At 31.7% G+C, this 24,973-nt stretch carries 20 protein-coding genes; 6 read left to right on the top strand and 14 right to left on the bottom strand.

Going from position 1 to position 24,973, the window contains the following annotated elements:
* Positions 1-65 precede the first annotated feature (65 nt).
* Positions 66-1,421, top strand: a complete 1,356-nt coding sequence (gene murC / locus H0I30_RS07295) for a UDP-N-acetylmuramate--L-alanine ligase (protein ID WP_218771215.1) — start codon at positions 66-68, stop codon at positions 1,419-1,421.
* On the opposite strand, the gene H0I30_RS07290 is transcribed toward murC, so the two are convergent.
* The 8 genes from H0I30_RS07290 to trkA form a co-directional block, all read right to left on the bottom strand.
* The gene (locus tag H0I30_RS07290) at positions 1,414-2,469 is read right to left on the bottom strand and encodes a nucleotidyltransferase family protein (RefSeq protein WP_218771214.1); all 1,056 of its coding nucleotides are present in this window, start codon (positions 2,467-2,469) and stop codon (positions 1,414-1,416) included. The genes murC and H0I30_RS07290 overlap by 8 nt on opposite strands.
* A complete protein-coding gene (locus H0I30_RS07285) occupies positions 2,459-3,568 on the bottom strand; it encodes a hypothetical protein (RefSeq protein WP_218771213.1) in 1,110 nt (369 codons plus the stop codon). Before H0I30_RS07285 ends, H0I30_RS07290 begins: the two co-directional genes overlap by 11 nt.
* Positions 3,569-3,632: 64 nt before the next feature.
* Positions 3,633-3,803 (bottom strand): hypothetical protein, encoded by a 171-nt coding sequence (locus H0I30_RS07280; RefSeq protein ID WP_218771212.1) that lies wholly within the window; start codon positions 3,801-3,803, stop codon positions 3,633-3,635.
* Between the two features lie 11 nt (positions 3,804-3,814).
* Positions 3,815-7,321 carry a T9SS type A sorting domain-containing protein gene (locus H0I30_RS07275; protein ID WP_218771211.1) on the bottom strand — a complete coding sequence of 1,169 codons (3,507 nt, stop codon included), beginning with the start codon at positions 7,319-7,321 and terminating at the stop codon, positions 3,815-3,817.
* Positions 7,322-7,465: 144 nt separating this feature from the next.
* Complete coding sequence (locus tag H0I30_RS07270) at positions 7,466-8,053, bottom strand: phage tail protein (protein ID WP_218773493.1); 588 nt, start codon at positions 8,051-8,053, stop codon at positions 7,466-7,468.
* Between the two features lie 61 nt (positions 8,054-8,114).
* Positions 8,115-8,303 (bottom strand): hypothetical protein, encoded by a 189-nt coding sequence (locus H0I30_RS07265; RefSeq protein WP_218771210.1) that lies wholly within the window; start codon positions 8,301-8,303, stop codon positions 8,115-8,117.
* Positions 8,304-8,382: 79 nt separating this feature from the next.
* Positions 8,383-9,882, bottom strand: coding sequence for a TrkH family potassium uptake protein (locus tag H0I30_RS07260; RefSeq protein WP_218771209.1), 1,500 nt, complete (start codon positions 9,880-9,882; stop codon positions 8,383-8,385).
* Complete coding sequence (gene trkA / locus H0I30_RS07255; RefSeq protein ID WP_218771208.1) at positions 9,882-11,228, bottom strand: Trk system potassium transporter TrkA; 1,347 nt, start codon at positions 11,226-11,228, stop codon at positions 9,882-9,884. The genes H0I30_RS07260 and trkA overlap by 1 nt, the downstream gene beginning before the upstream one ends.
* A 98-nt stretch (positions 11,229-11,326) precedes the next feature.
* Between trkA and radC the strand changes: the two genes are divergently transcribed.
* Genes radC through H0I30_RS07235 form a run of 4 tightly spaced genes read left to right on the top strand, consistent with a single transcriptional unit; the run spans position 11,327 to position 14,821 of the window.
* Positions 11,327-12,013: a DNA repair protein RadC gene (gene radC / locus H0I30_RS07250; RefSeq protein WP_218771207.1), complete on the top strand. Its 687-nt coding sequence runs from the start codon at positions 11,327-11,329 to the stop codon at positions 12,011-12,013.
* Between the two features lie 24 nt (positions 12,014-12,037).
* Positions 12,038-13,342: a polysaccharide deacetylase family protein gene (locus H0I30_RS07245; protein WP_218771206.1), complete on the top strand. Its 1,305-nt coding sequence runs from the start codon at positions 12,038-12,040 to the stop codon at positions 13,340-13,342.
* Positions 13,343-13,371: 29 nt separating this feature from the next.
* Positions 13,372-14,049 (top strand): YjjG family noncanonical pyrimidine nucleotidase, encoded by a 678-nt coding sequence (locus H0I30_RS07240; protein WP_218771205.1) that lies wholly within the window; start codon positions 13,372-13,374, stop codon positions 14,047-14,049.
* 28 nt (positions 14,050-14,077) lie between these two features.
* Positions 14,078-14,821, top strand: a complete 744-nt coding sequence (locus H0I30_RS07235) for a hypothetical protein (protein WP_218771204.1) — start codon at positions 14,078-14,080, stop codon at positions 14,819-14,821.
* A gap of 49 nt (positions 14,822-14,870) precedes the next feature.
* Here H0I30_RS07235 and H0I30_RS07230 read toward each other — a convergent pair whose 3' ends face one another.
* Positions 14,871-16,142, bottom strand: a complete 1,272-nt coding sequence (locus tag H0I30_RS07230; protein ID WP_218773492.1) for a replication-associated recombination protein A — start codon at positions 16,140-16,142, stop codon at positions 14,871-14,873.
* Between the two features lie 76 nt (positions 16,143-16,218).
* On the opposite strand from H0I30_RS07230, the gene H0I30_RS07225 reads away from it, so the two are divergent.
* Positions 16,219-16,929 carry a rhomboid family intramembrane serine protease gene (locus H0I30_RS07225; RefSeq protein ID WP_218771203.1) on the top strand — a complete coding sequence of 237 codons (711 nt, stop codon included), beginning with the start codon at positions 16,219-16,221 and terminating at the stop codon, positions 16,927-16,929.
* Positions 16,930-16,964: 35 nt separating this feature from the next.
* Here the strand turns inward: H0I30_RS07225 and rlmB are convergent, their stop codons facing one another.
* The 5 genes from rlmB to H0I30_RS07200 all read right to left on the bottom strand — a co-directional run bounded on the left by rlmB (position 16,965) and on the right by H0I30_RS07200 (position 24,959).
* Positions 16,965-17,702 (bottom strand): 23S rRNA (guanosine(2251)-2'-O)-methyltransferase RlmB, encoded by a 738-nt coding sequence (gene rlmB / locus H0I30_RS07220; protein WP_218771202.1) that lies wholly within the window; start codon positions 17,700-17,702, stop codon positions 16,965-16,967.
* A 78-nt stretch (positions 17,703-17,780) separates the two neighbouring features.
* Entirely contained in the window at positions 17,781-18,515 is a 735-nt protein-coding gene (locus H0I30_RS07215; RefSeq protein WP_218771201.1) for a hypothetical protein, read from the bottom strand.
* Positions 18,516-18,588: 73 nt separating this feature from the next.
* Positions 18,589-20,055 carry a RagB/SusD family nutrient uptake outer membrane protein gene (locus H0I30_RS07210; protein ID WP_218771200.1) on the bottom strand — a complete coding sequence of 489 codons (1,467 nt, stop codon included), beginning with the start codon at positions 20,053-20,055 and terminating at the stop codon, positions 18,589-18,591.
* Positions 20,056-20,072: 17 nt separating this feature from the next.
* Positions 20,073-23,279, bottom strand: a complete 3,207-nt coding sequence (locus H0I30_RS07205; RefSeq protein WP_218771199.1) for a SusC/RagA family TonB-linked outer membrane protein — start codon at positions 23,277-23,279, stop codon at positions 20,073-20,075.
* A gap of 192 nt (positions 23,280-23,471) precedes the next feature.
* Complete coding sequence (locus tag H0I30_RS07200) at positions 23,472-24,959, bottom strand: SusD/RagB family nutrient-binding outer membrane lipoprotein (RefSeq protein WP_218771198.1); 1,488 nt, start codon at positions 24,957-24,959, stop codon at positions 23,472-23,474.
* Positions 24,960-24,973: the final 14 nt, after the last annotated feature.

Here is a 24,973-nt window from a genome sequence, read left to right as displayed (position 1 = left end):
ATTTAAAGATACTTAAATTATAACTTGGTTTTGTATTTTTGCTTTATACTAGAGATACCTAAAACATGAAAATTCATTTTATAGCCATCGGTGGAAGTGCAATGCACAATTTAGCAATTGCTTTACACCAAAAAGGATACCAAATTACAGGAAGCGACGATACAATTCACGATCCTTCTAAATCTCGTTTAGCAAAATGTGGATTATTACCAGAAAAATTTGGTTGGTTTCCAGAAAAAATCAATACCGATTTAGATGCTATAATTTTAGGAATGCATGCCAAGAAAGATAATGTTGAGTTGTTGAAAGCCCAAGAGTTAGGAGTTAAAATATATTCATATCCAGAATTTTTATACGAGCAATCTAAAGATATAACACGTGTAGTAATTGGTGGTTCTCACGGAAAAACTACCATTACTTCAATGATTTTACATGTGTTGAATTATCATGAAAGAGAAGTTGATTACATGGTAGGAGCACAGTTAGAAGGCTTCGATACCATGGTGCATTTAACTGAAGAAAATGAGTTTATTGTTTTAGAAGGAGATGAGTATTTAAGTTCTCCTATAGATATGCGTCCGAAATTTCATTTATACAAGCCAAATATTGCGTTGTTAACAGGAATTGCTTGGGATCATATTAATGTATTTCCGACGTTTGATAACTATGTAGAGCAGTTTAAGATCTTTACAGATTCGCTTACCAATGGCGGAATAATGGTATATAATGAAGAGGATACTATTTTAAAAGAGGTTGTAGAGAATTCGAACCATCCGATAAAAAAATATCCATACAAAACACCTACTTATTTTATTGATAACGGAATTACGTATTTAGATACTCCGGATGGAGATTTGCCTTTAGAAATTTTTGGAGATCATAATTTACAAAACTTAGCAGGAGCAAAGTGGATTTGTCAACATATGGGTGTTGATGAGGATGATTTTTATGAAGCGATTGCTAGTTTTAAAGGAGCAAGTAAACGATTAGAAAAAATTGCAGAAAATAAAACATCAGTAATTTTTAAAGATTTTGCACATAGCCCAAGTAAAGTAGCCGCAACAACAATAGCTGTAAAGAAACAATATTCAGAAAGAACAGTTTTAGCGTGTTTAGAATTGCATACATACTCTAGTTTAAATGCTGAGTTTTTAGCAGAGTATAAAGGTGCTTTAGATAAAGCAGACAAAGCAGTAGTGTTTTATTCACCGCACGCAGTAAAAATTAAACAATTAGAAGAAGTTACAGAGCAACAAATTGCAGATGCTTTTAAACGAGATGATTTAATTATATATACGAATCCTGCTGAGTTTAAAGAGTACTTATTTAATCAGAATTTAGAAAATACTGCTTTATTACTAATGAGTTCTGGTAATTATGGAGGATTGGATTTTGATGAAGTTAAGAGGTTGGTTAATTAAATAATCTTTTGAGTAAATATGTTCTGTATTCTTTTAAATATATAGCTTTTAAAATAACAGAAAAACGATGATGATATAGAAAATATAACTCCCACTTTTTTTGATTAAAAGCACTTTTTTTTGGATGTTCTATAAAATATAGTTGTTTTTTTACATAGTTTTCAGACTGATTTGTTTTAACATATTCTAAAGAATTTGGCTGGTTAAAAAAATGATAAGTGCTGGCTACGAAGTTTGTAAAGAAACTTATTTCTGGTTTTTTTGTAATAGAAAGTATTTTGTTAACTTTTGTTAACTTAGAGAGTAAGTATAAATCATAAGAATTCCTAAATGAAATATTTTTTGTCCACTGTCCTTTGTCGTTAACTTGTTTGTTAAAGCTCGTTAAAAGTAGTTGATTTTTAAAAGAAAGGACTGTAGTTGTATTTGGTAGTTTTTTAATGCTGGTATATATATAGTTATAATTAAACCAATCATTGTTTGTAACCATTTTATAGTGTATTTCAATAGCTGCAGTTTTCTTTTTTTTTGTCATTTTAGGGTAATGACGATTAAGAATTGTGTTATCAATATTTTTTTCGTTTTTTTGAGAATACCCGCTTTTTTTTAAGATGTTTACAGTTCTTTTAAACTCCTTTTTATCAACCAAAAAATCAATATCCCCAACCATGCGCTCTGCAATATCTTCGTAAAGGTTATCAAGTAAGTTCCCTGTCCCTTTTAAAAATATAGGTGTGATATTATTTTTAAGAAGTAACTCATTTATTTCTTTGGCTTCAGCTATAATTTCAGAATTTCTAGTGCGGTTTAAAGCTGTTATATGCTGCATGTAAGCAACCAAATCATTAGGTAAGTAATGTAAAAAATCAGTCCGTTTTAAATTACAGTACAAAGCAGGGAAAATATAATGAGATGTGCTTAATTTTACCACATTGTCCCAATTTACATTTCCTGTTTTTAATAATTGCTCAACTAATTCACGATTGTGTTTTTCATGTGTAATTGTAAGGCATTTACCAACGAATAATAATGTTTCTTTATAAGTCATCATTAAAAATTTTAGTGACTGTATTTATCATTTTTGTATTATCAGAATAAGTAAGTTGGTAGCAAGGAATTTTTAGAAACCAATCTAAAAAAATACTTGCATTTTCTATTTTAGGTGAAAGCCATGAATCGGGTACTAATTGCTCTAAAGCATTTAGGTTAGAAATTTTAGAAATAGCTATATCGCTATCTTTTTTATATTTAATAAAAACCAATGCTTTACAAGGTAAGTTTTGCTTGTAATCATTGTTGTTAGGTACAATGTAGCGAACAATTTTATTCAATCTTTTAAAATGATATTCAGCAGAATTTTCTAGCTCAGGATATATTGGTAATAGTGTTTGTAAACTATTTTTTTTAATAGAAATTGCAGAAGGAAAACTATATATATGTTTATTTTTAGCAGCAACAGGAACAAAGTCATCTGCTAAGCAAGTAAAACCGTTTGCTTGTAACAACGCTAAAGAAGTACTTTTTCCGTTGCCAGAATCGCCTAAAAAAAGCATTGAAGATATACCATTACTAATAGCAGATGCATGAAAAACACCAAGCCATTCATCTTCTATTTTTTGATGCATGTGTTCTACTATTTTCATGGAAAATTTTCCCTGAAAAAAGTGAACATCTTTTAATAGCCAAGTTTCTATAACTTCATTATTTATAGAGAAAGAAATATGCTGGTCGTTACTATACACATGAAATGAATCTATTTTACCTTCAGGTTTACTAGTTTCTAAGTGTGCAAATTTTGGATGTACTAAAAATCGTTCATATTCGGTAGAATAGTGAACGTGAATAATAACATCATTAATTTTATAATAAGATTGGTGTTGAAATAGTTGAGGTTTTTTAACTAAATAATTATTAGGTTTTTCCTTTGACGGTGTGGTTAATAATTTAGAAATATCATCTATAATAACAGATAGTTTATGGTTTGTGGTGCTGTTTTTATCAGATAAAGCAGTTATGATTTCTTCTTTAGTAACTTGATTGTTTAAAAGAGAAATAATCTCAGCAACAATAGGTTTTACTATTAAGTATTGGTTGCTTTTTTGAAGCCATAAGATAGTTTTGTTTTCTAGTGTTCGCTGTAAAATCATAGGTAGTAAAAATAATAAAACCCCGATACAATCAGGGTTTTATTGTTAAAAAAATAAAAAGATATTAAAAGCCTTCTCCTGGAGCTCCAGGGCTTTGTGCTTGTGCTTTTTGTGGACTTAAAATAAGATAAGTTCCTAAAGCGGTTAAAGCTGCATACTTACCATAACCACCTATTTTTTTTAGAGCCTCTTTTCTAGAGATGTCTTCACTATTATTTTTAATTTGTTTTTTCATGATGCTGTATATTATTCTAAAATAATTTTCTTACTAATTTTACCTAAATCTGATTTTAATTCTACAATGTAAACTCCCTTAGATGTTTCTGGTAATTTAATTATATGAACTCCTGTAGATTTAAATTGTGTGCTAATTATTTTTTTACCCAAAATAGAGTAAATGTTTAACGATGCATTATCAGTTTGTAAACCAGCAACAGTTAAGGTATTGTTAGTAGATCTATAAATACTTACATTTTGTAACTCTTGTGTAGTAGGTATATTCTCTAATTTTTTAGAAGTAGTATGAATATAAAACTGCCCAGTTGATTTACTAGTGTTCTTTACAGTTATTTTATAATTACCCTGAGAAAGATTTGTAAAAGTATTTGCAATTCTATCTTCTAAATATACATCCATTCCTTCAGGAAGGTTTTTAGAGCTAACAGAAAATGTTAATTCCTTTCCAGCTTCAGTAGTTAACCCAATAGGTATTACCATTGTTTCTAAATTAGTATTTGGTAAGGTTTGAATAGCTAGTTTTTTACCTTTATTGTTTTCTAACAACTCAGTATATATAGTAAAATCTTCTTTTACACCACTAAATATTTTAGAATCATAGCCGTTATCAAAACCAGTAGTCTTGTTAGCTACGTAAAATACTTTAGTTGATTTTTTACTTGCATCATTTTCTACAAATAGCTCAAAAGAAGTTTTTGGAGTTTGTCTCATAAAAGTATCAGTATTTTGATGACTTCTATTACTTGTGCTATATAAAACAGTATTATTAGTACTGGCCTCAACAAAGAACCCTTGCGCAGGTGCAATTTCTATAGGACTAACAGCATTATATGTTACATATTGCGTTCCATCCCATAACCAAATTGTTTCCTCTGTAAGAACAGTTGTATTTGTGGTAGTAAAGGCAGCTGAATTTATATATGAAGTATAAGGATTACCTAATAAGTTAAAGTTATCTCTAGTTCCTTGATTAACAGGAAAGCTAACATTAGATGTGTTTATACTACCTGTGATAGATACATCACCAGGTACAGTTAATTTCATAGAGATTCCAACTCCTGAAGGAATAGCTCCTGTAGAAGCAGCAGTAGAATATATCCAACTTGGTCCGGTATTATTTAAGTATCCTCCAAGACCAATATTACTTCCTGTTCCGTTCGCAAAAGTATGGCTTGCAATAACGTCTTGTTGCGTTTCACCATTAACCGGTGCCGCAACTAAATACCAGTTAGTATTAGGTAAGTTTCTTTTATAAGTAACAGGCCCTGTAACAGTACTGTTTGGCTTAAAAGTAGCTCCTGAATTAATAGTTAATGAATTAAATGTTACCGCAACATTGGCTGTAGGGTAATTATTTAAACCACTAGGAATAATAATATCTGCATTTGTAGATGGTACTGTATTCGTATTCCAGTTTAATGCCGTAGCCCAATCGTTGCTTGTACTTCCTGTCCAAGTAACATTACTTGAGGTAATTGTTACAGAAACGTTAGAGCTATTAGGACAAGACCCAGTAGTTGTATATGTTATTGTATACGTATTGGCTGTAGAAGCTGAAACATCAATAGTACCAGTTGCAGCATTTATACTTAAACCAGCAGTAGAACTAAAAGTACCGCCACCTAAGCCTGTTATTGTTGGTGTTGGATCTGAATCGTTAGTAGTATAGTTTCCTGCTCCATAACTAAAACTTGCATCATCTATAGCATTAACGGTAATACTTGTTGTTTTTGTTGCTGAGCATAAACCAGGAGTTTCATAGCGTACCATATAGGTGTTAGGGGTGCTTGCCGAAAGATCAATTGTTCCTGTATTAGAATTAATACTTAAGCCAGCAGCTGATGAAAACGTACCTCCTGATACACCTGTAATAGTAGGTGTTGGGTCTGCCTCATCAGCACAATATGCAGAAGCGTTATAACTAAATGAAGCATCTTCTCTTGTTGTCGTTGTAATGGTTACTGTTCCACATGTACTAGGAGTAACACAACCTCCCTCTCCTCTAATATAATAGGTTGTTGTTCCGACAGGTGGTGTTACTATAGCTGAACTAGAAGTAGTTGTGGCAACAAGTGTACCACCACAAGAACCTGTATACACATGCCATTGTATAGCATCATTTAATGTACCTGATATTGAAATTAAAGCAGAATTTCCATCACAAATTATACCAGGAGCATAAGTTACTGATGGGATAGTTGGAGCTGTACACGTGCTAACTAAAACATTTGTAGTTGCCCCAACACTATTTAAGGTAGTGTTAGCATTAGCGTTTCCTGAATCAGCTAAAGTACCACCATTGGTAGCTAAAGTACCAATAGCAATACCATCTGTATCTAAATCACCACTTTGCACGGTATATCTAAATAATAAAGTACTAGACCCGCTACCACTTATATACGCTGCTTGATTTACAGTAGCGCCAATAGTAATTGCTATCTGAGGAGTACCACCTGTAGTAACAGCGGTTATATTTTCATTAAAGTTAACAGTGAAATCTAAATTTTGTCCAAGTGCATAAGTACCATTAGCAGGTACAGCTACACTACTAACTATAGGGCTTACTGCACTTGAAATTACAGTAGTTGCAGTATCAGTATCAGTATCAGTGCCGTCATTTATAACTACTGTGAATGTTGTAGTTTCTGAGGTACTTGTTCTGTTATCTGTTGGATCATAAGATAAAACTCTTAATTTAGCTTGTAAATCTGCAGGAGTAGTACTTGCAATAGCGTAAGGACCAGTACCAGTTAATCCTGTACCAGATAACACACCTTTTGCATTATCATCTAAAGTAATAGTTGCTGAAAGATTATCTCCATCGGCATCAGTTGTTGTTATAGCAGAAAAAGGTAATATTGTAGCATTATCATTTACTACTTGACCTGCTGATGTACCAGCGATTAATGGAGCAGTGTTTGATACTGCGGCTGTTATAATAATAGTATCTAATGACCATCCTCCAATAAAAGGAGAAGAAGGTGTTAATACTAATTCATCAATATCTAAGAAAGATCCTGTTGTTGGGTTTGTTAAATCAACATTAATTAGAGTATTGTGTCCTACATTAATAAGCTTTGTACCTACTTCTATCCCATTTTTTTTTCCTGATGCGGTAAATGATAAAGTTGAAGCTCCAGAATTATATTCGTATGCAAAATCAAAACTTGTAATGCCTATTTCTCCACCTGAATCGGTAGATAAAGTGGATGAATTTGTTGTTCCTGAAGAATCACCTCCAAAAAACAAAGAAGCCTCAGCTCCTCCAGCTGTAGAATTTGTTCCTGCTCCATTTCCTGATAAAGCAAAAGCAATAATTCTTGAATTTGAAGAAGTCATAGATACATCAAATCCGTTTAATAAAGGATTTGTACTTTGATCAGCACTTGGATTTAGTGCATTAACTATAACTGTAGTTGAGGTACCAAATTCCATTGTGCTTGGAGTCTGTGCATATAATTGCATTGATAAAGTAAAAAGTGGAATTAATAAAAGTTTTAAGTAATATTGTTTCATTTTTTATTATGTATTTGGTTAAGTATTTTAAATATAGTTAGAAAATATTTCTTAACATGAAGATTTTCAACCTATTTAATAGGAGGTACTAATTAAGACTCTAATGAAATTCCATTAGAGTCTTAGTTAATATGGTAAAGTAATTTAATTTCTAGAAGGAAATATTCCTTGTAAAGCTATTATATAATTTACTGCTATATATGGTTGTCTGTTATCAAAGGCTTGGTTCCCACCGTTATTTAAAATAGTTAAACCAGCATTACCACTAATGGGTTGTCCGTTTACAATATTTCCCGCACTAGGAGGGCCAAAAGATTTCACTTTTGTAGCACTTAAACCATTACCATATTCTGCAGCAGCAGGTACATCTCCAGCTTGAGGTGTTTCGTTTACAGCATTTTCAGTGCTCAATAAAATGTGCTGATTGCCATTAGTAGTGTTAGTTGTTAAGTGGTTGTGAGATGGCATTTGTGCTACAGTTAGTGTTCTGGTTTCAGCACCTCCCCTTTGCCCCCATCTATAAGTAGATAACCCTGGTCCGCTTCTAGGTCCAAAAGGAACTCTACCACGTAAATCTGGTAAAGCAAAAGTTGATCTTCCATCTCCACCATAAGTAGTTCCTAACAACGAAAACAATGCCTGGTTTTGAGAGATAGATAATAATTGTCCATCACAAAAAGCCCATCCTCTAGGAGCAAAGTTCCCAGCAAATATTTTAACTTCACCTAGCATTGCTTCTTGCGCTTTACTTGTTGTAGTTGAAAGTAAGTAAATAAACAATAGCCCTAGAAATTTAATTTTTAGTTTCATAATCTGTAAAATTTAGTTTATTAATATTTTTTTTCTCTAAAGACATTGATGTTAATCTCTTTACTATTAAAGTAAAAAAGAATATGTTGTGTACGTGTCTTCTGTACTCAAATTTAGGAATAGAGGTAATAGAAATAGTAAAAAATTCCTTAAGCGTATAAATTATAGGCATAAAGAATAATATAAAAGGTATAGGAAAAACGTTTTATTTAAAGAAAACATTTTACAAAGAAAAAAACTAATAAGCGTAATTAACTTTTACGCCAGAAGAATGGGGTTAATAATATTAATACAGTAAAAAGCTCTAAACGACCAATTAACATTAGGAAAGAGCAGAACCATTTTGCTCCGATAGATAAATGATTAAAATTATCAACGGGGCTTACAGTTCCTATTGCAGGTCCGATATTACCCAAAGACGATGCACATGCACCTAAGGCTGAATAAAAATCTAAACCAAAAAAAGTTAATACTACTGTACCTGATATAAAAATAAGCATGTATACAACAAAGAACGAAAGTATGTTAAATACAATGGTTTGTTTTACGGCTTTACCATCATAACGAACGGGGATAATAGCATTAGGATGTAATGATTTTTTAAATTCTAAAAAGCTGTTTTTAAGCATTACAATATGGCGAACAATTTTTACACCACCAGAAGTAGACCCTGCTGATCCTCCCAAGAAGAATAAAGAGAAGAACATTGCTGTTACAAAAAAGCTCCACATTGTAAAATCGGCAGTTACAAATCCGGTTGTAGTTACAACTGAAATTACAGAAAATAACGCATGTCTAACAGCACTTTCTACCTTTCCGAAAACCATTGGGTGATCGATAGAAGTTTGTAAAGCCGGATCTTGATAAAAAATAATCATAACCGCAATAATTGCAGATATGGTTAATGTACCAAATAAATAATATTTAAATTCTTCACTCTGAATTACTTTCCTGAATTTTCCTTTTAAAGCAAAATAAGTTAGTACAAAATTAGTACCTGCTACAAACATGAAAAATATAATAATATATTGAATTAAAGGAGAACCATTCCAATGAGCAACACTTGCGTTTTTAGTTGAGAATCCACCAGTACTAACCGTTGCCATAGCATGGTTAATGGCATCAAACCAATTCATACCTGCTACTTTTAAAAGTAAGAGTTCAACAATAGTAAGTAGTACATAAATTTGCCATAATCGTTTAGCAGTGTCTGTAATACGTGGGTGTAATTTATCTGCCGACGGTCCTGGAGCTTCCGCCATAAATAATTGCATTCCTCCAATACCTAATAAAGGCAATATTGCAATGGTAAGCACAATAATACCCATACCACCAATCCAATGTGTTGCACTACGCCAAAAAAGAATTCCTTTAGGCATAGATTCTATATCTGTTAAGATAGATGAACCTGTTGTTGAATAACCAGATATTGTTTCAAAGAAAGCATTTGTAATACTAGGAATACTACCAGATAATAAATAAGGTAGCATACCTGTAATAGACAGCGTAAGCCATCCGAAGGTAACTATAAGATACCCTTCTTTTTTTTGAATTTTTTTATTATCAGGCTTGTTAAAAAAATAGAGAATTGAGCCAATCGCAATAGTAATAACACCCGCATTTAAAATTCCCCATTTACAATTTTCATCATAATAAAAGCTAAAAGGTAATGAAAGCCACATGAATAAACCGTTAAGAATAGCGGTTACACCTAAAAAACGATAAATTAATTTTCGATTAAGGTTTTCCATTATTTAAATAAGTCTTCTACTACTGATATTGCCTCTGGTAAACAAAAAACGATAGCTTTATCTCCTCCTTTTAATTGAAAATCTCCAAAAGACATATGAGGTTTACCATCTCTAATTACACCTCCAAAAACTGCTTCTCTCGGAAAACGTAAATCTTTAATAGGCTTTTCTGTTACTTTAGCATTTGATGGTACTTCAAACTCAAAAACTTCGGCATCAATATTATGTAAATTAGCTAAAGCTAATATATCTCCTTTACGGATGTGACGAAAAATGCTACTAGCAGCAATTAATTTTTTATTAATAAGCGTATCTATACCTATAGTTTGCGATATGTTTATATAATCCATATTTTCAACTAAAGCGACTGTTTTTTTAACACCTTTAGATTTTGCAACTAAACAAGACATAATATTGGTTTCAGAATCACCAGTAACGGCAACAAAAGCATCCATTTCTCGAATATTTTCACCTTCTAAAAGTTCTATATTTCTACCGTCACCATGAACAACTAACGTATCCATTAAATCTTCAGCAAGGCTTAATGCCTTTTCTCTTTTACGTTCTATTAATTTTACTTTAAAATTATCTTTACAAAGACTTCTTGCTGTTTTTCTACCAATACTACTACCGCCAAGAATCATAACATTTTTAATGTTAACATGTTCTTTTCCAATAATAGGATATAGTTTAGATATACTATAATTTGGTACTGAAAAATAAACTTGATCGTTCATTTTATAGGTAGTATCACCACGAGGAATAATAGTTTGTGCTATTCCTTCTCGCTTTATTGCAATGGTAATAAAATCGACTAAACTAAATTTTTCTTTAGCTTCTCTAACCGTTAGATCTAATATTTTTGATTTATAACCAAGGGCAGTTCCCATAATATTAAAGACACCATTTTCAAAGGCAACAGTATCATTAAAAGAGGATTGATTTAAAAGTAATTTTATTTCTTCAGCAGCTAAAGCTTCTGGAGAAATCATGAAATCTACTCCAAAATCTTTAAAATTGATACTATCATTTTTTAAAAACTCGGGGTTGTTTATTCTTGCAATTGTCTTTTTTACACCTAATGCTTTACCTATTACAGATATGGCGAAGTTGGTGTTTTGACTCTCGGTAACAGCCAATAATAAATCAGCAGAACCAATACCAATTTCTTTTAATAACTTAATAGAAGTTGCATCTCCTTTTTTGGTAATTACATCTAAATGATTATTGATATAATTCAGCTTTTCGCCGTCAAAATCAATCACAAAAGTATCTTGAGATTCGTAAGAAAGGAGTTTAGCCAAGTGAAAACCTACGCTTCCTGCTCCGGCTATTATAATTTTCATATGTAAGTTTGAAAAATGATAGAATGCAAAGATACTGTGCTTCTTTTGGTTGTGCAAAAAATGAATTATATTTATCTATAATTCTGATACTGTAATAGATGAAAAAGATATCAATTAAATCTTGGGCTTTAGATGATAGGCCTCGTGAAAAATTAATGCTAAAAGGTAAATCTGTTTTATCGGATGCAGAGTTAGTTGCTATTTTAATAGGTTCAGGTAATAGAGAAGAAAGTGCGGTTGCGTTATCTCAAAAAATATTAGCCTCCGTAAATCATGATTTAAACACTTTAGCAAAATTATCTATTGAAGAATTAATGGAATTTAAAGGAATAGGGGAGGCAAAGGCAATTTCAATAATAACAGCCTTAGAGTTCGGGAAAAGAAGACAGTTTAAAGAAAGTAATACGGTTTCAAAAATAAAAAGCTCATTAGACGCCGCTACCATATTACAACCGTTTTTAGGAGATTTAGAACATGAAGAGTTTTGGGTGTTGTATTTAAATAATTCAAATAAAATATTAGCAAAACATCAATTAAGTAAAGGAGGTTTTACGGCAACTTTGGTAGATGTACGATTGTTATATCAAAAGGCATTAAAGTTATCAGCAGTAGGTATTATTGTATCTCATAATCATCCGTCAGGAAAATTAAGCCCTAGTAAATCAGATATTGAACTTACCAATAAAATTAAAGAAGCTGGAGCTACTTTAGATATAAAACTCTTAGACCATTTAATAATTACTGAAAAAACGTATTTTAGCTTTGCAGACGAAGGTATACTATAGTAGTTTGCACATATCTTTAATACTATGATACTTATTTATACTCATAAAATTACGCCTCGTGTTCGGTATGTTTTTAAGCATATTTTTACACGCATACTGCAAATTCCTATCGATTTTACAGGTAAAGTAGAAGAGTTTGTTGCGTATAATGGACCTAAGTTTTCGTATACAAACGTAGCTTTAGGAAAAGAGTTTTTTGTAAAAAGTAACGAATTATTGTTTCAGCAAGGAGTGAAAGATTTTGAAGTGATTTTTAAAAAATGGGATGATATTCCTTGCTTTTTTCCAACAGACGAACAATCAGAAATACCTTTTGATATTTTTGCTGCAAGCTTTTATTTGGTATCTAGATATGAAGAGTATTTACCACAAGTAAAAGATGAACATGGACGATTTACGGCAAAAAATAGTATTGCTTTTAAACATGGTTTTTTAGAAAAGCCAGTAGTTGATATTTGGGCATATAAATTTTTAGAAACTTTAAAAGTTAAGTTCCCCGATTATGAGCATTCTGTAAGAAAATATCAATATATCTCTACAGTTGATGTAGACAATGCTTTTGCATACAAGTATAAAAGTTTTGTTAGAACTGTAGGTGGGTTTTTAAAAGATGCATCACATTTAAAAATATTTACAATTTGGGATAGGTTAGCAGTTTTGTTTAATATAAAAAGAGATCCTTTCAATACTTTTAAATCAATAATAGAGTTAAAAAAAATATATGAAGTAAGAACTATTTTTTTCTTCCTAATAGGTGATTATACTACTTTTGATACCAATGTATCAGCATCAAAAAGAAAGTTTAAGCTCTTAATAAAAGACACGGTAGATTATGCTCGGGTAGGTTTACACCCATCATATTACACTATGAATAATAGTGATATGTTAAAGAAAGAAAAAGAACGGTTAGAAAACATTATAAATATGCCAATACGCCGTTCACGACAGCATTATTTACGATTATCTTTGCCTGAAACATATCAGAATTTAATCGATCTAGAGATAGAGGAAGATTATTCGATGGGATATGCAAGTCATACTGGTTTTAGGGCAGGAACCTGTACTCCTTTTTATTTTTACGATTTAGAATTTGAAATTCAAACACCTTTAAAAGTATTTCCGTTTGCTTTAATTGATACAACTTTAAATGATTACCTGAAGCTGACACCGAAACAGTCATTAGGTAAAATTAGAGATCTTAAAAACGAAGTGAAAACTGTAAACGGACTTTTTATTACCGTTTTTCATAATGAAAGTTTAGGTAATTATCAACGATGGAAAGGTTGGAGGCGGGTATATAGTTCGATGCTTAAAATAGTTAGAAATTAATTAAAACCCTTTTTGGGCACTATATTAGTATGAATATAAAACATATTTTTTTTGATTTAGATCACACACTTTGGGATTTTGATAAAAATTCAAAACTAACCTTTAAACAAATTATTGAAGAGCAGGGTGTAAAATTGAAGGTAGATGAATTTTTAAACATTTATTTACCTATTAATTTAAAATACTGGAAGCTATATAGAGATGAAAAAGTATCTAAATCAACTTTAAGATATGGTAGGTTAAAAGAAACTTTTGATGCTTTAAACTATAAAATATCAGACGATTTAATTAGTATCATTTCTGAAGATTATATTAAATACTTACCTAATTATAATCATTTATTTGAAGGAACTGTGGAGGTTTTAGAGTATTTAAAACAAAAATATGAATTGCATATAATAACGAATGGTTTTGAAGAAGTTCAAAATTTAAAGATGCAAAAAGCAGGAATAGATACATATTTTAAAGAAGTTATTACTTCGGAAAGTGTGGGTGTTAAGAAACCAAACCCTAAAGTATTTGAGTTTGCCTTAATGAAAGCAGAAACAATAGCAAAAGAAGCTATAATGATAGGAGATAGTTATGAAGCAGATATTTTAGGTGCTTTAAATTGTGGTATGTTAGCGATTCATTTTACAAATGAAACTACACCTAAAAAAGGAGTGGTAAATATTAAATCATTATTGCAATTAAAACAATATTTGTAAAATAATTTTTATATAATTTATAATAAACATGAATAAATTACTTTTTATTTTTTTGATGCTATCAGCATCAATCTTTGCTCAAAAAAACATTAACAATTATAAGTATGTAATTGTGCCTAAGAAATTTGATTTTGTTAAAAAAGAGGATCAATATCAAACAAGTTCATTAACCAAGTTTTTATTCAATAAATATGGTTTTACGGCTATTTTATCGGATGAGAAATTACCTAAAGATTTGTTTAAAAATAGATGTTTGGCCTTAACAGGAGATGTAAAGAATGAGTCTGGTTTGTTTTCTGTAAATACGATTATTGAATTACGTGATTGTTTTAATAATATTGTTTTAACATCTACGAAGGGAAAAAGTAAACAGAAAGATTACAAGAAGGCATATCATGAGTCTATAAGAAATGCTTTTAAATCTATTGAAGCTATAGAGTATAACTATGTTCCTTTTAAAGGTGAAGAAGTTGATGAATCTGTTATAAGAACAAATGAAACTAAACCTAAAGTTATAGAGCTTAAAATAGCTGTAGAGAATAGTGTTAATGAAACAAAAGCAATAAGTTTATATGCGCAATCAATCCCTAACGGATTTCAATTGGTAAACACAAAACCAGAAGTTATGTTTCAAATATTAAAAACAAATGTGAAAGATGTTTTTATTTTGAAGGATAAAAACGGAGTTTTATACAAAAATAATGGTATTTGGATTGCTGAATATTATAAAGAAAGTATAAAAGTTATAGAGAAATACGAAGTTAAGTTTTAATTTCTATTTAAAATTAGATTAAAAAAGAGCGCTATTTTAGCGCTCTTTTTTAATAATTATATCTATCCTTCCAGCGTTGTTTTAATAATTCTCTAAACTGATTTTCTCGAGCATTATTACCAGGTTCATATAGCTTTGTGTTTTTTATTTCGTCAGGTAAAAATTCTTGATTCACAAAGTTACCAGCATAATTATGTGAATATTGGTACTCTTTACCATAATCTAAATCTTTCATTAGTTTTGTGGGAGCATTTCTTAAGTGCAACGGAATTGATAAATCTCCTGTTGTTCTTACTAAGTTCTGAGCTTCGCCAATTGCCATATAAGAAGCATTACTTTTTGCAGAATTAGCTAAGTAAATAGCGCATTGACTTAATATAATCCTAGATTCAGGATAACCAATTACAGACACAGCCTGGAATGTATTATTGGCCATAATAAAGGCAGTAGGGTTTGCATTACCAATATCTTCTGAAGCAGCAATAAGAAGCCTACGGGCAATAAATTTCACATCTTCGCCACCTTCAATCATTCTAGCCAACCAATACACAGCACCGTTAGGATCGCTACCTCTTATCGATTTTATAAAAGCCGAAACAATATCGTAATGTTGCTCGCCAGTTTTATCGTAACGAACGGTATTTTTCTGAATTTTAGATAAAACTAATTCATTTGTAATTTCAATCTCATCATCAGCCGCTACTAATAATTCAAAAATATTTAATAATTTACGAGCATCTCCACCTGATACTTGCAATAAGGCATCGGTTTCTTTTAGTGTTATCTTTTTTTGTGATATAAGATCGTCTTTTTTCATCGCTCTGTTCAAAAGAGCTATTAAATCATTTTTATCAAAAGAATTTAAAATATATACTTGGCAGCGAGAGAGTAGGGCAGGTATCACTTCAAAACTAGGGTTTTCAGTTGTTGCGCCGACTAAAGTAACCCATCCCTTTTCTACGGCGGCTAAGAGAGAATCTTGCTGAGATTTACTAAAACGATGAATTTCATCAATAAATAGAATAGGATTTTTTTGTGTAAACAATCCACCACTTTTTTTAGCTTTTTCAATGACTTCTCTAACATCTTTCACGCCCGAACTTATTGCACTTAAGGTGTAAAAAGGACGGCCAGATTCATTGGCAATAATATTTGCTAATGTTGTTTTTCCGATACCAGGAGGTCCCCAAAGAATTAAAGAAGGAATGATGCCTTGTTTAATATGATTTGTTAAAATTCCGCTTTCTCCAACCAAGTGTTGTTGACTAATATAATCTGATAATTTTTGTGGACGTATTCTTTCTGCCAAAGGTTCATTCATGATGTAAAAATATAAAAGATTTATGACAGATGTTCCGAAATTGTTGTTTGGATTTGTTTTTGTTATTTTCATACCGATGAAAACAGTTACTCAATTAAAATTTTCGAACAACATTTTTCTTATTCCGTTTATTTTTGTTTTTCTAATATGGTTTATTTATTGGATAGAAATTACTTTCGGTTTAAATTTTAATAAATACGGTGTAGCACCCAGAAAAATTTATGGTCTAAGAGGTGTTTTAGCATCTCCATTTATACATAGTGATACTAGTCACCTTTTTAATAACTCGGTTCCTTTATTTGTGCTTTCTACTTGTCTTTTTTATTTTTATAATAAGGTAGCGCTAAAAGTTTTAATTTCAGGAGCTTTATTAACAGGTTTTTTAACTTGGATTATTGCTACTAGTTCATACCATATTGGTGCTAGTGGAATCGTTTATTTGCTTTTTAGTTTTGTTTTTTTTAGTGGAATAATAAGAAAACACTATCGATTGGTAGCAGTATCGTTAATTATAATTTTTCTCTACGGAAGTATGATTTGGTATGTATTACCAATTAAAGAAGGTATGTCTTGGGAAGGTCATCTTTCTGGTTTGATATCCGGCCTTATTTTAGCTGTTTTTTATAGAAATATAGGTATAGTAAAAGAGAAATATCAGTTTTCTAAAACTGATTTTGACGATTTGTTTGATGAAGAAGGTAATTATATGCCACCTGAAATTAACGAAGAGGTTGAATTAACTAAACTACCAGAAATACATTATAAGTGTTTTTATAAAGAAGAATAAAAAAAACCTGCTATACAGCAGGTTTTTTATTTATATTATTGTCGTTGTCTTAGTGTTTCATATAGAAATACACCACAGGCAACTGAAACATTTAAAGATTCAATTTCACCAAGTAAAGGCAATTTGGCTTTGTAATCTACCATTTTTAAAACAGAAGAACTTACACCTTTGTGCTCAGAACCCATTATAATTGCCATTGGTTGGTTTAAATCAACATCAAAAACAGAATCTTCTGTTTTTTCGCTAGCAGCAACCATTTTTATATCTGCCGCTTGTAATTGAAACATAGCATCTTTAATATGATCTACTTTACAGATAGGTATTTTAAAAGCTGCACCAGCTGATGTTTTTATAGTTTCAGCATTTACAGGAGCACTACCACTTTTTTGAATGATAATTCCGTTAACACCAGTACATTCAGCAGTTCTAATAATAGCACCAAAATTACGTACATCAGATACCTGATCTAACAGTAAGAATAAAGGCATTTTATCAGACTCTAAAGTAGTTTCAATTAATGTTTCTAAATCATGAAAATCTACTGGAGAAATTTTAGCAACAGCTCCTTGATGATTGCTGTGCTTAGACAATCTATCAAGTTTTTCTATAGGAACAACACTAGTTGATACTTTGTTTTTTCGTAATAACTTATCTAATTCAAAAAATAACTCGCCTCTAAGTCCTTTTTGTAGATATACTTTGTTAATTGATGCATCACTTTCAATAGCCTCAATAATTGCTCTAATACCAAAAATAGTAGTGTTTTCTTCCATGCTGCAAATGTAGTTGAATTTATTGTAAAAAAAAACCACCTCGTTAGAGGTGGTTCTTTCGCTTAAATATTTAAAATATTATAAAGTAAAAGCTATAGCTGCAGAACTTGTAAAACTATCTTGCGCTATTGTTGCGATAGTAGCCCCGTTGGCTTTAACGCTGTAACCATGACCTCCATCACCATAAGAATCATATACTTCTAGTGTATAATCTCCTTCAGGTAAACACCCAGCAGCAACAGAAATACCGTCTTCTAAATCAGCATATGCACCATAACCGAATGGAGTAGCACTTGCTATTACAGTTGCTCCTGTAGCATCTAAAATTCTCCAAGCAATTTCTTCAGGATAACCATCATCAAAAGTAATATCCATTGCAAGTTTTACAGTTCCTGCACCACAAAGTCTAGAAACATTGTAAGTAGCAACTTGACCAACTGCGTATTCATCTGAAGTTAATCTTAACATGATAGTTTGGTCTGTATCTAACCAAGTCCCATCAGTTATAGAAATTGAAATCATCCCTTTATTAGATCCTCCTGGAACTGTCACAGTAGAAGGTATAGAATAAAACCCTGCATCAGCAGTACTAGCTTCCAATACTTCTATATTAAACGTTTTATCGCTAGAAGATTTATTTGTAGTGTAGAAATAAAATTCTTGAGAAGCTTCTGTCCCTTCAGATACGTCAAAAGAAACATCAGTTTTTCCAAAAGAGATATATTTTAAATCAGATGTTTCAATTTGTTCTTCACAACTAGTAAAGGTTAAAAAAGAGATAGAAAGTAAAAATAAAAATAAATATTTTTTCATAATTATTGGTTTTCAAAAAATATAATTATAGAAAGCTTTCTGTAATTATAGAAAGCTTTCTAAATATATATTATTAGTTAATAAAAGGGTTATTTTGAACTTCTGAACGTGGAATAGGATAAGTTAATCTTTCATCTGTATGAGGAATAGATAATCCAGAAAGAAAAACATGATTAGTACCTCTAGTCATCATTTGCTTATTCCTTTTCATAGATAAATAACTCTTTCCTTCACCCCATAATTCTTTTCTTGTTTCTAAAATAACTTCATCTAATAATGCACTACCAGCTAATGCATCAACATAAGCATAATCAGCAGCATTAGTATATCTTTTTGATAATAATTGCTTTAAAGTACTTTTAGCATCACCATCCATACCTTCTTTAGCTGACATCTCAGCAGATAATAAATACATTTCAGCAACTCTCATGAATACATAATCATCTTCAATGTTCCTTTGTCCACCAATAACTCTAGCACCATTATAAAACTTGTTTCTAGGTTGTAAGTCGTTAGTAGGATCAAATTGAGTTTTTCTAATGTCGTTAGCATCTATAGAAGCATATAAAACATCATCCATTCCTTTTTTATCACCAGCCCATTGGTAACTGTATGTAAATACATCCATTTGACCCCACCATGAAACTAAATCTAAACCGTTAGCTAAAGTAACATCAAATCCCCAGATCCATCCTGGTGTACCAACGTTATTAAAACCTCCAGTAACTTCACTAGCATCCATAAGAGGATAACCTGCAATTACTTCATTAGCTAAGTTTTTAGCTTTAATGTTTGAAGCGCTATCGCCTTTAGCAGCATAAGCATATGCTAGTAATCCTTTTGCGACATCGGCATTTACAGCAGATTTTGAAGTTCTTGAAAAACCATCTAAAAGAGTAATAGCAGATGAAAGATCGCTAATAATTTGATCGAACACCTCACTCATTGGAGCTTGAGGTTCCACGTCTTTTACCTCTGTATATAAAGGTAATATAGCTTCAGAAGCATTATACTCTGCTTGATACAATTGAGATAAGTAAAAATATGCGTAAGCTCTTAAAGCTTTTGCTTGACCTAAAGAGTGTCTTGCAGATTCAGAGTCAGGAATTGCTGTATTACCTCCAAGAGAAGCAATGATTAAATTACTAGACTTAATAACTCTATAATAATATCTCCAAGGAATATAGTTATCATTGTTAGAGAAATCTAAGGTAGATTGTAAGTTAGCAAAATCACCATATCTATTATAGTTGTTTGCAGTTAAAGCTAAATCACCAGATAAAAAATCTGTGTATATATCATATCCTTTTTGACCAAAATCACTATGGTCAGTAGTACCTCCAGTAAAAGCATTTACCATCATAGAGTAAACACCATTAAGTGTAGATTCTAAAATTACAGGATTTAATGCACCAGAAGCACCTGCATCATCAACATTTATAAATTGAGTAGGGCTTTTGTCTAAGAGCTCATCACCACAACTAAATAATGTTGTAATTACAGTAAGAGCAAATACTGTTTTGATTAAATTACGTTTCATTTTTTAAATTTTTTAAATTAAATTTTTATACGAACACCTAATGTGAATGTAGATAATGGGTTGTATCTGTATCTTGCAGAAGATCCTACTAATGAAGTAGATGGGTTGTATCCTTCTCTAGCGCTTAATAAGAAAAGATTATCACCAGCTAACCATATGTTAACTCCAGAAACACCAGTGTTGTTTAGGAAGTTAGACGGTATAGTATAACCAATCCTTACATTATTTAATGCTAAATAATCAGATTTTGTTAAAAAACGAGTAGATTGACTAGTAACTCTGATATTTTGGTTACTATATAATCTTGGTACATTTGTTACATCTCCTGGGTTTTGCCATCTATCTCTGATGTCTATATGGTAGTTGTTACCACCTGCTTGATCATTACCCATAACGCTTGCGTAGTTACCATCATAACCATAACCACCTAAACTATAAGCGAATTGAGAGCTAATGTCAAAATCATGAATTTTAGCAGATAATCTAAATGCTCCTCTTACAGTAGGAATAGCAGATTTACCAACAAATTTATTTGAAGCTTCAGTATAGTCACTCGTAAGAGCTTGTTCTATTGTAGCGTCAGGGTTTAGTACTTTATATTCATATAGTTCTAAAATTTCTTCTCCAGAGTCAAACGCCCCGTTACTATTGGTATCTACATAGTTTGTTTCCCATAAAGGATTACCGTTAGAAGCATCTACACCTGCCCATACTGGCATGTAGTAATCAAATCTACTTCTTCCTTCAGTCCTACCAAAGTTACCGTCTATATCAATTATTTTATTTCTTCCTGCTGGTGTATCAAAAGGCATTTGAGTTATTTCATTTTCTAACATTTCACCATTAACAGATAAATCTAATTTAAAATTCTCTTTATTTATAATGTGACCAGTTAAATCAAATTCAAAACCTCTGTTTACAATTGATCCATCATTTTTAGTTAAAATAGCATCACCTGCTGAGATTGGAATACGAACATCAAAAAGTAAATCATCAGTATCTTTAATGTAGTAATCTAAAGAACCATCAATAATGTTATTAAATAGTCTAAATTCAGTACCTACTTGGTACATATTACTAGATTCCCATGTTAATTCTGGGTTTTCAATAGCTCCAAGAATTAAAGAAATATTACCATCTAAATTATCAATGTTATAATTGTTTTGTCCAGAATAGAAACCAGCACCACCTTGATCACCAGTTATACCGTAACTAGCTTTTAATTTTAAATAGTTTACAAAACTAGCATTACTCATGAAGTTTTCTTTACTCATAATCCATGATGCACCTGCAGACCAGAATGTACCCCATTTGTTTTTAGCAAAACGAGAAGAACCATCACGTCTAATAGTACCTGATAAGAAGTATTTATCATTATAACTATAATTTACTTGTGTAAAATAACTTTCTAAACCTGTCTCTTCAGTATATCCTTCTGGATTAGAACCCACGTTAACATAGTTAGTTGGGTTGTCTAAACCGTTAACTAAATTAACTACAGTGTTTTTACTTATAAAAGTACGATCTCTCTTCCATTCATTACTTTCATGTGCTAATAAAGCAGTTATGTTATGGTTTCCAAAACTTTTACTGTAGTTAAACATTTGTAAAAAGTTTTGTGTTAAAGCTTGACGTTGTTCTTTAAATAAACTACCACCTTGTCCTGCAGCAGAACCATAGAAAGGGTTGTTGATACTATCGTCAATAAAGCTATAATAGTTAGCTCCATATTTAGCAGTGAAAGATAAATCTTCTGTTAGGTTAAATTTAAAAGAGAAATTACCATTTATAGAATGACGCTTATTTTGACTTAGATCATAGTTAGCGTCAGCAATAGCATTTGTTAAACCTCCAAAACCTCTATTCTGACCATAATCATATTGATTACCTCCATAAAAAGGATCTTTAACGATAGCCCCATTAGCATCACGTAAAAATAAAGGATAAATAGAAGGTATATTATCTGTAAACCAAAAAATTGATCCAGAATCTTCAGATTGTCCGTTAGCAGTTTGCACTGCATAAGAGTAGTCCATATTAGCGTTAGCTTCGATCCATTTAGCAGGCTTATGCGTTACATTTAATCTTGTGCTGTAACGTTGAAAATCAGAATTCACCAAATATCCAACATCATCTAAATAACCAAATGAAGAGAAATATGTAGTTGAATCATTACCGCCACTCATACTTACGTTAGCTTCAGTTCTTATAGAAGATTGAAACCCATAATCTGACCAGTCTTCTGGAGTATATTTACGAGTAACACCAGGTCTAACTTTACCAGTAGTAGGGTCAATAAGTTCACTTACACTATTAACATTCCACATATTGTAGTCAGGGCTAATTCCAGCTCCTGAGAATAAATTAGCATTTGCATAAGCAGCCGGATCAGAACTTCCTAAGAAGTCTCCTGTGTTTCTTAATGACTCCCAAGAAAGTCCAATAAATTCATCTTGAGATTTTACAACTTCATACGCAGGTAATAACCTCATGTTAACACCTGTTTTAATATCAACAGAGATATTAGAAACTCCGTTTCTACCTTTTTTAGTTGTTATAACAATAACACCATTAGCACCTCTAGAACCATATATAGAAGTTGCAGTTGCATCTTTTAAAATAGTAGTTGATTCAATATCAGCAGGGTTAATATTACTTATACTGTTTACATAAGGTACACCATCAACAACATATAAAGGAGCACTACTACCATTAATAGTACCAAAACCTCTAATTCTAATTGTAGCAGCACTACCTGGTTGACCAGAACCGTTAACAACGGTAACACCTGCAACTTCACCTGCCAAAGCTTGTGAAACGTTAGATACAGATTTAGCTTCTAAGTATTCACTCTTAACAACTTTTGCTGTACCTGTAAACGCTTGTTTTGTAGAAGTACCGTAACCTGTAACAACAACTTCTTCTAATAAATTGTCAGTTTCTAAAATTACATTAATAGTACTATTAGTACCAACAGATTTCTCTGCAGGTTTCATACCCACGAAAGTGTAAACTAATACATCTCCAACATTTGCTTTAATAGTATAATTACCATCAAAATCTGTTTCAGTACCTATTGTTGTACCTTTTTTAATTACTGTAACCCCAGGTAAAGGACCCGATTCATCAGAAACGGTACCTGAAATTGTTTTGTCTTGTGCAAAGGATATTTGCACAACCAACGCTAGCAAAAGCGTTAAAATTCCATTAAACTTTGTTCTCATTGTATAATTATTTGAATTAATTAGCTGCTAAAGTCCTAATTTTATCTTAAATAAACAATTTTTTAACACAATATGTTTGTTTTATTGGTAGTTGCAGGTGTTTTTTTTGAGATATTTTTGTTCTTATAGATAAAAAAACACCCAGTCCTTAATGAACTGGGTGCAATTATTGTAAAGAGATAATAGATGTATTTAGTTTACGTCCCACCAAAGTTTGGTGAATAAACCATCTGGGCCTTGAGCAGCGACAGCAGCATCATAATTAGCTTTATTCTGAGATACTTCTGCAGTAGGATAACCATGTCTTACAGGTATAGAAGTACCGTTTAAAGGATTAACTGCAGGTGATAAATTAGGGAAATCTAATCTTCTCCATTCAGCCCAAGCTTCATAAGGTTGGTAAAATAATGCTAACCATTTTTGTTCAGCTATCTGATTCATCGCTGAAGCAGCATTGTATGCAACATCTGCTTCTAATAAATAAGCATCTGCATCGGCAGAATCTACAGACCATTGCACCATAGATGCTTTTACAGCGTCTTCATAAAATGTTTGAGCACTTCCTGGAATCCAACCTAATAAAGCTGCTTCAGCTTTGTTAAATGAGATTTGAGAATAAGTAAACATTGGTAAATCTCTTTCACTATTCTTAATTAGATCATCGTTCATAAAAGATACATCAGCATTAGGAATAGTACCTGACTGAGACCATCCGTAAAGTAAACCAACAAAGGTTCCTGTAGATGCAGCTGGTTCACCAAATTTAGGTAAACGAGGATCGTTTAAACCTAACATTCTATCAACAAGAACATCACTTAAACATTCATCTGTTCTTCCTAAATCAATATAATCATCCTGGTAAGGATTGTCATATGCATCATTAGCAATAGAAGGGAACATAATATCTTCAGAATTAGATGATATAGCACCTGCCATAGCTTCGTTGAACTTTGTTGCAGCATAACCACCTGCAGCAGGATATACTTTTGCTAAACGAATAGCCATATTCATTTTTAAAGTGTTTCCAAATTTAGTCCATTTAGCCATGTCTCCACCAAATAAAATATCTCCTTGTGGTGCATCACCTGAATCCATTTGAGCTAACGCTTCATCTATTTTATTAAATAAATCCTTGTAAATATCCTCTTGTGAATCATATTTAGACTTTGAAGAAGATACTGCTCCAAATGCTTCACTGTAAGGTAACATACCCCAACGGTCTGTTGCCCATTGAAAATAATAAGACCACATTAACTTTGCTACAGCTATTTGATTATTGTTAGAACCATAAGCTGATGCAGCAACTTTTGTGCTTGCATTAGTGTTTAAATCTATTATTTGTAATAAGTTAGGAAAGACTTTGTTGTAAAAGTTTACACTACCATCTACTCCTGCACCGCTACCAACAACATTCCAATTGAAGTTTATTGTTTGGTACCTTGACTCTTCAGTGTACTGCGTTTGAGATAAATGTTGTACATATAAAGAAGGAGTAGCAGTTGAACTTAAACTTACAGTTCCTACTATTTTCGACTGAGCTCCTGTTAAAAGTGACGATGGAACCGCTACTACAGGATTATTTTTGTCTACACCTGTATCACCAAAGTCGTAACTTTCACAACCTACTAATAAAACAGAGGCAGCTACAGTAGCTAACAAGCTTTTGAATTTTTTATTCATTTTCTTAATGTTTT

Origin of the sequence: Tenacibaculum sp. AHE14PA (assembly GCF_019278465.1) — a bacterium.
GTDB lineage: Bacteria > Bacteroidota > Bacteroidia > Flavobacteriales > Flavobacteriaceae > Polaribacter > Polaribacter bernardetii.
The sequence above is the reverse complement of the archived record's forward strand: the minus strand, read 5'-3'. Positions and strand labels throughout refer to the sequence as shown.